This is a genomic window from Micromonospora sp. NPDC005707 (assembly GCF_040631005.1).
In the GTDB taxonomy this organism is placed as follows: Bacteria; Actinomycetota; Actinomycetes; order Mycobacteriales; family Micromonosporaceae; genus Micromonospora.
Map to the genome: position 1 here is coordinate 25,572 of NZ_JBEXYR010000028.1, position 12,889 is coordinate 38,460.

Genomic DNA, 12,889 nt, shown 5'->3' on the forward strand with positions numbered 1-12,889 from the left:
GGTCAGTTGCCGGTGCGCGGGCTGGTGCGCTCGAAGGCCACCGTCTGGCTCGGCGGGACGAAGTCCAGGACCGGCTGGTCCCGCAGGGCCCACGCGAGGAGGCGGCCCACGGCCTCGATCTGGCGGACCTGGACCCCCCCGCCGACGGCGTCCCGGGGGTTGTCCGGGTTGGCGGCGATGGTCGCCACGGAGAGCTGCGGCGTGAAGGCGACAACGGTCTCCGTGGCGTTCCGCTCGGAGCTGCCGGTCTTGCCGGCCAGCGGGCGGTGCAGGCCGGGGGCCAGCTCCTCGGCGGTGCCGCCGGAGCAGCGGCGGTACATCGACTGGTCGCCGACCGGGCAGCGGGCCGCGTCCGCCGCCGCCCGGGCCACCTCGGTGTCGAGCACCTGCCGGCAGTCCGGGTTGCCGGCGGCCACCTTCCGCCCGGTCGGGTCGCTGATCGAGGTGATCGGGGTGGGCCGGCACCAGGTCCCCTCGGCGGCCACCGTGGCGTACGCGTTGGCCAGGTCGAGCGGGGTGGTCGAGGAGACCCCGAGGGTGAACGGCCCCCAGTTCTTCGCGCCGTCCCGGGCCAGCTTGGCGTCCTCCGGCGAGCGGAACACGATGCCCAGCCGCTCGGCCATCTCCACCACCCGGTCCGCACCGACCCGCTCGGTCAGCCAGGCGAAGTAGGTGTTCACCGAACGACCGAACGCGTCCCACATGGTGCGGTCGCCGTCCATCCAGGGCGGGTTGGCGTTCTCCGGGCACCAGTGGCCGCCGCAGCTCGCCGGGCCGCCGTCGATCGGGTACTTCGTGACGAACACGCTGGGAGCGTCGAACTCGGTGTTCAGCGGCAGCCCGGACTCCAACGCGGCCAGCACCGCGAAGAGCTTGAAGGTCGAGCCGGCCTGGTAGCCCTCGATGCCCGCGCCGCCGGCGACCAGCTGGTTGACCGTGTTCGGGTAGTTCTGCCCGGCGGTCGGGTTCGGGGCCACGCTGTAGTTGCGGTTCACCGTCATGGCCAGCACCCGGCCGGTGCCCGGCTGCACCACCGCGGTCGGCGCGGCCCGCTGGTTGGTGTTCGGATAGATCCGCAGCACCTGCTCGGTGGCCTTGGCCTGCACGTCCGCGTCGAGCGAGGAGACGATCGACCAGCCGCCCCGGCGCAGCGTGCGCTGCCGCTCGTCCGCCGTCTTGCCGAAGGCGGGTTGGGCGTTCCACCACTGGGTGAACCAGTCGCAGAAGAAGCCCCAGTCGTTGTGCCCGGCGGGCACCGCGGTGCAGTCGTTCGGGGTGGCGCTGGGCTTGAGGTTGAGCTGCTCGGCCCTGGCCCGGGCGGCGTCCGCCTCGGCCACCTGGCCGGTCGCCACCATCCGGTCCAGCACGTACGCCCGGCGGCCCAGCGCCGAGTCGGCGTCGCCGTTGATCGGGTCGTCGGTGTCGGGCGACCGGACCAGGCCGGCGAGCAGCGCCGACTGGGCCAGCGTGAGCTTGTCCGGTGTGGTGGAGAAGTAGCGCTTGCTGGCCGCCGCGATGCCGTACGCCCCGGCGCCGAAGTAGGCGATGTTCAGGTAGCGCCCGAGGATCTCGTCCTTGCTGATCCGGCGTTCCAGGGCCAGCGCGTACCGCATCTCGCGGATCTTGCGGCCGAGGCTGATCTCGGTGGCCTTGGCCCGCTGCTCCTCGGTGAGCCGGGGGTCGCCGGCCAGCGCGTTCCGCACGTACTGCATGGTCAGCGTGGAGGCGCCCTGCCGGGTGCCCTCCCGCCGGTTGGCCGTGAAGGCCCGCGCCACGCCACGCACGTCGACGCCGTGGTGTTCGTAGAACCGCACGTCCTCGGCGGCCACGATGGCCTGGCGCATCACCGGCGCCACCTCGCCGACCGGCACGTCCACCCGGTCCTCGGTGTAGAACGAGGTGATCAGCGTGCGGCCGTCGCTGGCGTAGAGGTTGGAACGTTGGGCCGGCTCGGGCGTCTTCAGCGACTCCGGCAGCGCGGCGTAGGGCATCAGGTTCTTGAAGCCGAGCCCGAAGACCAGCGCGGCCGGCAGCGCGGCGGCGGCCAGGACCAGTCCGGCGAGTACGCCGGCGAGCAGGACGGTGAACAACTTGTCGAGTTGGGCCCGGTTCATCAGCTCTCCCCGCAGGAGCCGGCCGTACGGACCCGTCCAGAATGACCGGATTCGGCAGTTTCGCCGCCATCTTCGGCGAAACGCGCAGGAAGTTCGCGAGAAAGGATGAACCTCAGGGAAGCAGTGCGGCGGCCAGCGGCTGGACGGTCTCCTCGATCTCGTCGGCCACCCGGCTGAAGCACTGGTCGCCGCGACCCCACGGGTCGTCGAGGTCGTCGGTGGGCAGCGCGGCGCTGCCCTGCCGGGCGGCGTCCGCCGCCGCCACCAGCGCCACGCCGCGGGCGTACACCGCGTCGGGGGTGGCCTCCACCGGCGGCAGCCCGGCCCGGTCCAGCGCGCCGAGCAGCCGGCCGAACTCGCCCAGCACGAAGGTGCGCCCGGCGGCGTCCGGTCGCAGCGCCACCACGTACTCGTGCTGGTCGGCGGTGGCCGTGAGGACCAGGTCGGCGGCGTCGATGAGGTCGGAGCGGAGCCGGCGGGCGGCGAACCCGTCCACCGCGCCGCCGCGCGAGGTCACCTGCCGGGCCGCCGGCGGGTTCATCTCCTCGCCGGCGTGCCAGCCGCCGGTGCCGGCGCTGTGGCTGTGCACCAGCTCGTCGGAGCGGGCCGGGTCGACGCCGAGCCGGCCCAACCGCTCCCGGACGGCGAGCACCAGCAGGCGCTCGGCCATCGGGGACCGGCAGATGTTGCCCATGCAGACGTGCAGCACGGTGAACGGGGGCACTCAGACCCCCCGCTCGTCGAGGATGTCCGGCACCACGTCGCGCAGCTTCTCCAGCGTCACCGCGCCCTGGCGCAGCACCCGGGGCACCTCGCCGGTCAGGTCGACGATGGTGCTCGGCACCGGGTCGAGCGCCGGGCCGGCCTCCAGGTAGGCGCGCACGCCGTAGCCGAGCTGGTCGCGGGCCTCCTCGGCGGTGAGGGCGGCGGGCTGGCCGACCTTGTTGGCCGAAGCCACCGCCATCGGGCCGGTCTCCCGCAGCACCTCCAGCGCGACCGGGTGCAGCGGCATCCGCACCGCCACCGTGCCGCTGGAGTCGCCCAGGTCCCAGGCCAGGCTCGGCGAGTGCTCCACCACGATGGTCAGCGCGCCCGGCCAGAACGCCTCGACCAGCTCGCGGGCCGAGCGGGGCAGCGAGAAGACCAGGCCGTCGAGGGTGTGCCGGGAACCGATCAGCACGGGCGGCGCCTGCCGGGCGCCACCCTTGGCGTCCGCGAGGGCCTTCACCGCGTACGGGGTGAACGCGTCGGCGCCGACGCCGTAGACCGTGTCGGTCGGCAGGACGACGAGTTCCCCGTTCTTGACCGCCTCGATGGCCGCCTCGATGCCGCGGTCCCGGTCTGCCGGCGACCGACAGTCGTAGAGCATCACGAGGAGCCAGTCTGCCACGCCGGGGCGACGCCGGCGTGCTGGCCGTCCGCCCGGCGGGACGCTGTCGCGAACCGGGGCCGCCCGACCAGGTCGCGGTGCTCCTCGACCCGCTCGTAGCGTCCGTCGGCGGCGAGCAGCGCGGGCACCGCCGTGGCGTGGGTGTCGTCGTGCTCGACGCCGAGCACGCCGCCGGGGCGCAGCAGCGCGGCGGCCCGCACCACCACCGGGCGGATCACGTCCAGCCCGTCCGCGCCGCCGAACACCGCCTCGTCCGGATCGTGGCCGGCCACCTCCGGCGGCACCACCACCGACCGGGGCACGTACGGCGGGTTGCAGAGCAGCACGTCGACCCGGCCCACCAGGTCGGCGAGGAGCGCCGGGTCGGTGACGTCGGCGGCCACCACCTCGATCGGCCGGTCCCCGGCCGCGGCCCGCTCGGCGGCGTTGCGGCGCAGCCAGTCCAGCGCGGCCGGGGACCGCTCCACGGCCACCACCCGCGCCGACGGCAGCTCCTGGGCGACCGCCAGGGCGATCGCGCCGGAGCCGCTGCACAGGTCGACGACCAGCGGAGCGGCCGACCGGCCCGCCTGCTCGATCCCCCAGCCGGCGAGCAGTTCGGTCTCCGGGCGGGGCACGAAGACCCCCGGGCCGACCGCCAGCTCCAGGTGGCGGAAGCCGGCGACGCCGGTGAGGTGCTGGAGGGGCTCCCGGGCCCTCCGCCGGTCGACAAGCGTGTCGAGGCGGTCGCGCTGCGCCGGGGTGAACCCGTCGGCCAGCGCCAGCCGCCCGCGCGGCACGTCCAGCACGTACGCGGCCAGCTGCTCGGCCTCGGCGCGGGCCGCCTCGACGCCCGCCGCGGCGAGAGCCCGGGCCGCCCGGGCGACCACCAGTGAGGGGCGCTCGCGTTCTGACCCTTCGGACGGGTGTTGCGGGAGGGAGGTCACGACATAATCATGAAGCGTCGCGGGTCACCTCACGAGCGGGTGCGTCCGGGAGCACACCGACAGGAGGTCGCGAGTGGGCTGGCTCGACCGGGTCGAGGACCAGGTTGACGCCCTCCGGCGCGCCCGGGCGTTGCAGGAGGTCAGCCGCTCGGCGGAGGCGTGCGCGCTGCTGGACCGGGTCATCCGCACCACCGACGACCCGTGCGCGCGCGCCGACGCCCTGGTGCAGCGCCTCTCCGCGCTGATCAATCTCGGTCGGACAGCGGAGTTCACCCGGGCCATCGAGGACGCCTCCGCCGCCGTCCGGGACCTGGCCGAGCCCTACCTGCACGGGCACCTCAACGCCCTCGCCGCGCTCGCCGCGCACCACCAGGGCGCACTGGACCGCTGCGTCAGCCACCTGGTCCGGGCCGCCCGGGCGCTGGGCGCCGACGACGACCCGGACCGGGACACCGCCTGGGGCTGGCACGACCTGGCCATGGCCTACTCCTACCTGAGCTTCCACGGCCACGCGCTCGGCGCGATCGAACGCGCGCGGCAGGTGGGGCTGACCGCCGGCATCCCGGAGGAGACCTTCGCCGCGCCCGGCATCCGGCTGCGCAACGCGGTGGCGCTGGACCACAACGGCGACAGCGACGGCTGCCTGCGGGTGCTCCGCGACGTGGCCGGCGACCTGGCCCGGTTCCTGCGCGCCGGGCGGGCCGGCAGCCTGCGGCCGAGCAGCCTGGCCGCCTACGGCTACGCCGCGGCCCGCCGGGCGGCACTCGGCGACCGGGTGGACTCCGGCGGGGACGCCGACCCGGCCCGGCTGCTCGGGCACGGCGGGGACAGCGCCCGCGCCCGCGACCTGCGCCAGCTCGGCCAGGTCTGCCTGGCCGTGGCCGAGGGCCGGCCGATCGAGGCCGTCACCCGGCTGGACACCATCCAGGTCTCCGACGAGACGCTGGGCGCCGCCGAGGCGCCCCGGCTACGCAGCGTCGCGCTCGCCCGGGCCGGTGACCACGCCGCCGCACACCGGGCCGACCGGCACGCGTTCCGGCTGGCCGCGCAGCGCAGCGACCGGCTGCGGGACGTCTACATCGACGGCATCGCCGCCCGGATCGACCACGAGGAGATGCGCCGCGAGGCCGCGCGCTACGAGGGCGAGGCCCTCACCGACCCGCTCACCGGGCTGCCCAACCGGCGCCGGCTGGAGCGCTACATCGGCGCGGTGGTGGCCCGGGGCGAGCGGGTGGTGATCGGCGTCTGCGACCTCGACGGTTTCAAGGCGGTCAACACCCGGCACGGGCACCACTCCGGTGACCTGGTGCTGCAACGGATCGCCGGGGTGATCAACCGGGTGATGCGGCGGGGCGACTTCGTGTCCCGCTACGGCGGGGACGAGTTCGTCGTGGTGCTGCCGGAGACCGGCATGGCGGAGGCCGCCGAGGTGGCCCGGCGGATCCAGGCCGCCGTGCACACCGAGGACTGGGAGTCGCTGGTCCCGGGCACCCCCGTGGGGGTGAGCATCGGCTTCGCCGAGGTCGACGGCGGCACCGGGGTGAGCGTCCGGGAGGCGCTGGGCGCCGCGTTCGAGCTGGCCGACCGGGAGATGCTGCGTGCCAAGGACCGCCTGCGCGCCTCCTGACCGCGGGGCCCCCGGCCGCGGGTCAGCGCCGGGTCAGCTCGGTCTCGCCGGCCAGCCGGGCGGCGCGGTCGGCCTCGCCCAGGGCGTCGAGCACCCCGTCCAGCTCGCCGGCCAGCGCCAGGTCGAGGTTGTAGGCCGTGTAGCCGATCCGGTGGTCGGTGATCCGGTTCTGCGGGAAGTTGTAGGTGCGGATCCGCTCCGACCGGTCCACGGTGCGCACCTGCGCCTTGCGGGCGTCCGAGGCGGCCGCGTCGGCCTGCTCCTGGGCTGCGGCGAGCAGCCGGGCCCGCAGGATGCGCATGGCCTGCTCGCGGTTCTGCAGCTGCGACTTCTCGTTCTGGCAGGACACCACGATGCCGGTGGGCACGTGGGTGATCCGGACCGCCGAGTCGGTGGTGTTGACCGACTGGCCGCCCGGCCCGGACGAGCGGAACACGTCGATCCGCAGGTCGTTCGGGTCGATGGTGACATCCACGTCCTCGGCCTCGGGCAGCACCAGCACGCCGGCCGCGCTGGTGTGGATCCGGCCCTGCGACTCGGTCACCGGGACGCGCTGCACCCGGTGCACGCCGCCCTCCCACTTGAGCCGGGACCAGACGCCGTTGCCACCCTCCGGCACCCCCTTGGACTTGATCGCCAGGGAGACGTCCTTGACCCCGCCGAGGTCGGAGTCCTGCGCGTCGATCACCTCGGTGACCCAGCCGCGCCGCTCGGCGTAGCGGGTGTACATCCGCAGCAGGTCGGCGGCGAACAGCGCCGACTCCTCGCCGCCCTCGCCGGCCTTGATCTCGACGATGACGTCCTTGGCGTCGTGCGGGTCGCGCGGGATGAGCAGCTCGGCCAGCCTCTCCTCCAGCGCCGGGAGGGAGGCCGCGATCTCCTCCGCCTCGGCGGCGAAGGCCGCGTCCTCGGCGGCCAGCTCGCGGGCGGCGGCCAGGTCGGCCCGGGCCTGCTCCAGCTCGCCCGCGGCCTTGTGCAGCGGGACCAGCTCCGCGTAGCGCCGGCCGACCCGCCGGGCGGCGCCCTGGTCGGCGTGGATGGCGGGGTCGGCCAGCCGCTGCTCCAGCTCGGCGTACTCGTCGAGGAGGGCGGCCAGGCGCTCACTGCTCATGCTGCGGATGCTCCTTCGACGACGACCGGACAGAGACGGGCGGAAACGGGCACACAAACGGACGAACGCCCGCGCCCGGCACGGAGCCGGACACGGGCGTCGTCGACGGAGCTACTTGGCCTTCTTGGCCTGAACCTTGGCGTACTTCTGCTGGAACTTCGCGACCCGACCGGCGGTGTCCAGCACGCGCTGCTTGCCCGTGTAGAACGGGTGGCAGGCGCTGCAGGTCTCGACGCTGATCGAACCGCCCTTGGCGGTGCTGCGGGTCGTGAAAGTGTTGCCGCAGGAGCAGCGGACCTCGGTGGTCACGTACTCCGGGTGGATGTTGGGCTTCATGTCGCCTCGGTCCTTTCGTCGGTGGTCGCCGGGTCGCCGTCGTGCTCCCCGTCGTCGCGACGGGCTCGGGCGTGAACCGGAACCGGTGGCCGATTGACCAGTGTGCCATGGGCTTCCGCCGACCCGTCGAGCGGGCCGCACACCAGGTCCGGCATGCGCAACGCTCACCTCCCGCCACGCATTCCCGCCCGCCATGCGGGCATTCGTGGAGACGGCACCGGGATGAACGGGAGGTACGGGGATGTTCCGCCTGATCGCCACCCGCGGGCTGCCCGCCTCCGGCAAGACCACCTTCGCGCGCCGGCTCCAGCCCGGCGTGGTCCGGGTCAATCGGGACGACCTGCGCCGGATGATGCACGGTGAGCGGCTCTTCACCCAGTGGGCCGAGGGGCAGGTCACCCGGGCGCAGCGGGCCCAGGTGGAGACGCTGCTGGCGGGCCGGGTGAGCGTCTGCGTCGACGACACCAACCTGCGCTCGCGCACCCTGCGGGACTGGGCCGAGCTGGCCGCCCGGTACGGCGCGGCGTTCGAGGTGCACGACTTCACCGACGTCCCGCTGGAGGAGTGCCTGCGCCGGGACGCCGCGCGCCCCGAGGTGGACCGGGTCGGCGAGGCCGCGATCCGCCGGCTGCACGAGCGCTACCTGGCGAACCGCCCGTTACCGCTGCCCGTGCCGACCGCCCGCACCGGCGGCCCGGCCCGAATCGAGCGGGAGGCCGCCGAACGGCCGGACATCGTGCTTGTCGACATCGACGGCACGGTGGCGTTGAACGTGTCGCGCAGCCCGTACGACATGACCCGGGTCGGCGAGGACGCGCCGAACGAGGCGGTGATCGCGGCGGTCCGGGCCATGCACGCGGCCGGGCACGGGGTCGTCTTCTGCTCCGGTCGGGACGCCACCGCCCGGGCCGACACGGAGAGCTGGCTGGCCCGGCACGTCCGGGTGCCCTACCTGGCACTGCACCTGCGAGCGGTCGGCGACCACCGCAAGGACGCCGTGGTCAAGCGGGAGATCTACGAGCGGGAGATCCGGGACCGGTACCGGGTCATCGGGGTCTTCGACGACCGGCAGCAGGTGGTCCGGATGTGGCGGTCGCTCGGCCTGACGGTCTTCCAGGTCGCCGAGGGCGACTTCTGACCCGCGCCCGCCGGCGGGCCCCTCCCCCAGGTCGAGGAGCCCGCCGGCGGACCACCGGCCCGGGGCGCGGAAGCTGCGTCCGCGCCCCAGGCCGGTCAGGCGGCGGGCGCCTCCGCCGCCGTGAGGGTCACCGCCGCCTCGGCGCGGACGCCGTTGACGGTGACCGCGAGCAGCACCCGCCCGCCGGGACGCAGCGCGGTCAGCCGTCCGGTGGCCGGGTCGAACCGGGCCACGTGCCAGGGCTTCACCCCGCCGGCGCCACCGATGAGCAGGTTCGGCGAGCCGGACCAGTCGGCGCTGACCGGGGCGGCCACCGGGACCGTACGGCCACCGGGCTGGGTGAGCGTGGCCGTGACGGTGGCCGGGGCGCCGACCGCGACCTCGGCCGGTGCGGCCAGGGCGAGCCGGTCGACGTGGGCGTGGAACTCCGCCGAGATCCAGCGCGGCCCCTCGGCGAGCGGGTCCCGGCGGGCCTGCTCCGCCTCCTGCCGGGTCACCGGGTCGACCCCGAACTCGGTCCAGCCGGTGAAGCCGCCGAGCTGGGGCGGGGTGGACGGGTCCTTGCCCGAGTTGCCGTTGATCACGTACGGCACGCCGTCCACCCGGTCGGCGTGGAAGGTGCCCACGTGCCCGTTGACCATCAGCGCGCCCTTGCCGGTGCGGTGCTGGAAGTCGGCCAGCCACTGCTCCACGAGGGCCGCCTCCTTCCGGTCGCCGAGCTGGCTGGCCTTGGCCGGGCTGGGATCGCGGGGCGGGTGGTGGAAGAGCACGGTGACCGAACCGACCGCCGGGTCGGTGGCCGCCGCGTCGAGCGTCTCCTTCAGCAGCTCGACCTGGTCGAACCCGCCGCCGCGCAACGATCCGGTGGCCGTGCTCAGGGTGACGAAGCGGGTGCCCTCGTGGTCGAAGACCCGCGAGGTGTCACCGAACACGCCGCGGAAGTTGTCGATCGGGGCGCCCATGATCTCGTGGTTGCCCGGCACGTAGTAGTAGGGCAGCTCGCCGCCCAGTTCCTCGTCCAGGATCCGCTTGGCCAGCGCGAAGTCCGCCGGGTAGGCGGTGTCCACGAAGTCCCCGTCGATGACCAGGAAGTCCGGCTTCGCCGCGCGGATCTCGCGGAGCGTGCGGCGGGCCTGGGCGACCAGGTCGCTGTGCGGGTTCGCGGCCACGAACTGGGCGTCGGACATGACGGCGAAGCGCCAGGGCGCACCGTCGACCGTGCCGTCGCGCAGCACCACCCGGTCGGTGATGTTCGGCTCCTCCGGCGCCTGCACCGTCGGGGGCACCCGGGCCACGAGGTCGTCGATGACGACCTCGCTCTTGTACTGCTTGGCCGGGTCGGTCTCGGCCACGTAGAACCGGCGCACCCGCACCGGGTACTGCACGCCGGGCGGGACGGTGAACTCGACGTACCGCCAGCCGGTCCAGGTCAGGTAGGGGCCGCGGAGCACGAACTGGGTGTCCTGCGCGTCGTGCAGGTGCAGGCTCGGCCACTCGCCGGTGCCGTTGGCCTTGATCCACATGCCGAACGCCTGCGGCTGACCGGGCACGTCGATCCAGGCCGGCGGGTCCGCGTACGCGGCGCGGGTGCCGGTGGACTGGCTGAAGTCGTACGACATCTTCAGGCCGGTGCCGGTGTGCCCCTCGGCCGGGGCGACCGCCCCGCTGGCCCGCGCCTGGCTGAACTTCCAGGAGGCGGCGTCGTCGAAGCCGGCCACCGGCACGTCGGTGAGCCCGACGGTGACCGGGAGCACTGTGGTCTTCGCGCCGACCCGCACGGTGACCAGGGCGGAGCCGTCACCGAGCGCCTTCACCGCGAGGTTGCCGTCGGCGGTGGGGGTGACGTCGAGCAGGTCGTGGTCGTACTCCAGCTTCAGGTCGGCCGGTTCGATCGGCGCGGTGTTGCCCTCCGCGTCGTAGCCGACCACGCCGAAGAGGCCCGTGTCGCCCTCCTGGTTGAGGCCGAGCCGGTCCACCGTGGAGTCGATCCGCTCCAGCGGGCCGAGCACGGTCAGGTCGAGCGTGCCGCGCGCCGATCCGCGCCAGGCGGTCACGGTGCTGCGGCCGGCCTTGCCGGCCCGGAACACGCCGTCGTCCACGGTGCCCTGTGCGGCCGGGTTGGCCCGCCAGCGCGGCGCGCCGGCGGCCGGCCCGTACGTCTCGTCGTAGCCCGCCGCGGTGAGCCGGCGGGTGAGGCCGGGGAAGACCCGGTCGGGGCGGCCGCCCCGGATCGGGGCGACGCCCGGCGCGGCCGTCGGGTCGCTGGCGGTCTCCAGCCAGTAGCCGGTGAGCCGGCCGCTGCCCTGCGGGGCGTAGATGGCCAGGCCGTTCGGCACCGGCCGTTCGCTGCCGTCGGAGGGGCTGTTCTCCACCTGGACCGCCGCCGCGCCCGGCTCCCGGGCCAGCAGGGTGGAGGAGCCGCCGCCGTCGAGGTTGAGCGCGCTCCACGCGCCCAGCTCGACCATCATCCGGCCCATCTCGGTCTGGGTGACGCCCCGGCTGTCCACCTGCCGGCCGTCGACGGTCAGCATGATCAGCCGGCGGCCGTCGGCGGAGAAGCCGACCGAGGTGCGTGGGGCCAGGCTGGCGTCGGCGATGGTCTGCACCACGCCGTCGCGGACCAGCACACTGCCGCCGCCGACCGCGGCGCGCGGGCTGCTCCCGTCGGAGGCCTTCGGCCGCCAGGTCAGGTCGACCGGGTCGCCGGGGCGCAGCGCCGCGAGGGCGTCGGCGCCGGCCTCGCGGCCGAGGACCACCGTGGTCCCGGCCGGGATCGGGCCCTCCCCCGCCGTGGTGGCCACGGTCGCGACCCGGCCACCGGTCACCGTCACCTCGACCACCCGCGCGGCGCCCTCGACAGCACGCTTCCGGGTGTACGACCCCCAGAGCGGGGTGAAGATACCCACGCCGTCGCGCTGCACCATGTTGTTGAACTGGCTCAGCGGCACCGGCCCGCCGGGCAGGGTCGCCGTGCCATCGAAGCCGACCTGGACGACCCGGCCGATCCCCTCGGCGCTGATCGCGGCGGCGTTGGTGTGCCCGGCCACCGGCGACTGGACCAGCTCGCCGGAGCGGATGCCGATGCCCTGGGCGGCGCCGGAGGCGTTGATGTCGAAGAAGTCGCCGTTGACCGCGGCCACCGCCCGGGAGCGGTCCACCGCCGCGCGCAGCGGCTCGTCGCGGGTGACGGCGCCGGAGTTGACGTAGTCGACGGTGACGCCCCCGGAGAGGTCGGCCGTGAGGGCGTCGGCCCGCAGCCAGCCGTCGGCGTCGTAGCGGTCGAAGGAGGTCAGGTCGAGGCCGGGGGCGACCGGACGGGTGGTCTTCGCGGTCTCCAGGCCCTCGGCCGGCTCCACGCCGGACCGGCCGGCGAGGGCGACCGAGGAGTCGGGACGGGAGGAGGCGGCCGGCGCGTCCTCGGCCGGGGTACGCGGCTCGGCCGCGGCCGCCACGCCGGGCGGGACCGGAGCGGTGAGGGTGAGCAGCGGCGTCAGCAGCAGGACGCCGGCGAGACGGGCGGATCGACTGCGGATTCGCATGGACCACAGTCAACCCGAGACTGAACAGAAGTTTCAATACCCTCCGGCTTAACCGAAGAAAAACTTCACCGCTCCCCCGCCCGTACGCGCGAAGAGGGGCACGGCCCGCAGGCCGTGCCCCTCTCCCGAACTCCTCAGGTCACTCGCCCGGGGTGGACTTCGCGATCTGCATCAGGAACTCGATGTTCGTGCGGGACTGCTTGAGCCGGTCCAGCAGGAGGTCGAGCGCCGCCTGCGAGTCCAGCGAGTGCAGCACCTTGCGGAGCTTGTGGATGATCGCCAGCTCCTCCGGCGCGAGCAGGACCTCCTCCTTGCGGGTGCCGGAGGGGTTGATGTCGATGGCCGGGAAGACCCGCTTGTCGGCGATCTTCCGGTCCAGCTTCAGCTCGGCGTTGCCGGTGCCCTTGAACTCCTCGAAGATGACCGTGTCGGCCATCGAGCCGGTCTCCACCAGCGCCGTCGCGAGGATGGTCAGCGAGCCACCGTTCTCGATGTTCCGCGCCGCGCCCAGGAAGCGCTTCGGCGGGTAGAGCGCGGTGGAGTCGATACCACCCGACATGATCCGGCCGCTGGCCGGCGCCGCCAGGTTGTACGACCGACCGAGCCGGGTCACCGAGTCGAGCAGCACGACCACGTCGTGGCCCAGCTCGACGAGGCGCTTCGCCCGCTCGATCGCCAGCTCCGCCACCGTGGTGTGGTCCTGCGGCG

9 protein-coding genes and 1 pseudogene are annotated in these 12,889 nt (G+C 74.3%); 2 read left to right on the forward strand and 8 right to left on the reverse strand.

Annotated elements, in window-relative coordinates; genetic code table 11:
• Positions 1–2 precede the first annotated feature (2 nt).
• The 4 genes from ABZ452_RS31675 to prmC all read right to left on the reverse strand — a co-directional run bounded on the left by ABZ452_RS31675 (position 3) and on the right by prmC (position 4,430).
• Positions 3–2,114: a transglycosylase domain-containing protein gene (locus ABZ452_RS31675; protein ID WP_357950898.1), complete on the reverse strand. Its 2,112-nt coding sequence runs from the start codon at positions 2,112–2,114 to the stop codon at positions 3–5.
• A 112-nt stretch (positions 2,115–2,226) separates the two neighbouring features.
• Entirely contained in the window at positions 2,227–2,838 is a 612-nt protein-coding gene (locus tag ABZ452_RS31680) for a phosphotyrosine protein phosphatase (RefSeq protein ID WP_357950901.1), read from the reverse strand.
• Positions 2,839–3,483 (reverse strand): L-threonylcarbamoyladenylate synthase, encoded by a 645-nt coding sequence (locus ABZ452_RS31685; protein WP_355056294.1) that lies wholly within the window; start codon positions 3,481–3,483, stop codon positions 2,839–2,841.
• Positions 3,483–4,430 (reverse strand): peptide chain release factor N(5)-glutamine methyltransferase, encoded by a 948-nt coding sequence (prmC, locus tag ABZ452_RS31690; RefSeq protein WP_357950904.1) that lies wholly within the window; start codon positions 4,428–4,430, stop codon positions 3,483–3,485. The genes ABZ452_RS31685 and prmC overlap by 1 nt, the downstream gene beginning before the upstream one ends.
• Positions 4,431–4,503: 73 nt before the next feature.
• On the opposite strand from prmC, the gene ABZ452_RS31695 reads away from it, so the two are divergent.
• Positions 4,504–6,057, forward strand: coding sequence for a GGDEF domain-containing protein (locus ABZ452_RS31695; protein ID WP_357950907.1), 1,554 nt, complete (start codon positions 4,504–4,506; stop codon positions 6,055–6,057).
• A gap of 22 nt (positions 6,058–6,079) precedes the next feature.
• Here ABZ452_RS31695 and prfA read toward each other — a convergent pair whose 3' ends face one another.
• Positions 6,080–7,168: a peptide chain release factor 1 gene (gene prfA / locus ABZ452_RS31700; RefSeq protein ID WP_357950910.1), complete on the reverse strand. Its 1,089-nt coding sequence runs from the start codon at positions 7,166–7,168 to the stop codon at positions 6,080–6,082.
• A gap of 111 nt (positions 7,169–7,279) precedes the next feature.
• On the reverse strand, positions 7,280–7,504 hold the full coding sequence (rpmE, locus tag ABZ452_RS31705) for a 50S ribosomal protein L31 (protein WP_091262200.1): 225 nt from the start codon (positions 7,502–7,504) through the stop codon (positions 7,280–7,282).
• A 241-nt stretch (positions 7,505–7,745) separates the two neighbouring features.
• On the opposite strand from rpmE, the gene ABZ452_RS31710 reads away from it, so the two are divergent.
• Positions 7,746–8,642: an AAA family ATPase gene (locus ABZ452_RS31710; RefSeq protein ID WP_357950912.1), complete on the forward strand. Its 897-nt coding sequence runs from the start codon at positions 7,746–7,748 to the stop codon at positions 8,640–8,642.
• A gap of 95 nt (positions 8,643–8,737) precedes the next feature.
• Here the strand turns inward: ABZ452_RS31710 and ABZ452_RS31715 are convergent, their stop codons facing one another.
• On the reverse strand, positions 8,738–12,181 hold the full coding sequence (locus ABZ452_RS31715; protein ID WP_357950915.1) for a phosphodiester glycosidase family protein: 3,444 nt from the start codon (positions 12,179–12,181) through the stop codon (positions 8,738–8,740).
• Positions 12,182–12,320: 139 nt separating this feature from the next.
• Positions 12,321–12,889: pseudogene (locus ABZ452_RS31720) on the reverse strand (transcription termination factor Rho); the annotation flags it as partial.

What these genes read in the sequence shown, in the direction of transcription:
- ABZ452_RS31675 (WP_357950898.1), bottom strand. Translation starts at nt 2,114, where the DNA reads ATGAACCGGGCCCAACTCGACAAGTTGTTCACCGTCCTGCTCGCCGGC.
- ABZ452_RS31685 (WP_355056294.1), bottom strand. Translation starts at nt 3,483, where the DNA reads ATGCTCTACGACTGTCGGTCGCCGGCAGACCGGGACCGCGGCATCGAG.
- prfA (WP_357950910.1), bottom strand. Translation starts at nt 7,168, where the DNA reads ATGAGCAGTGAGCGCCTGGCCGCCCTCCTCGACGAGTACGCCGAGCTG.
- rpmE (WP_091262200.1), bottom strand. Translation starts at nt 7,504, where the DNA reads ATGAAGCCCAACATCCACCCGGAGTACGTGACCACCGAGGTCCGCTGC.
- ABZ452_RS31710 (WP_357950912.1), top strand. Translation starts at nt 7,746, where the DNA reads ATGTTCCGCCTGATCGCCACCCGCGGGCTGCCCGCCTCCGGCAAGACC.
- ABZ452_RS31715 (WP_357950915.1), bottom strand. Translation starts at nt 12,181, where the DNA reads ATGCGAATCCGCAGTCGATCCGCCCGTCTCGCCGGCGTCCTGCTGCTG.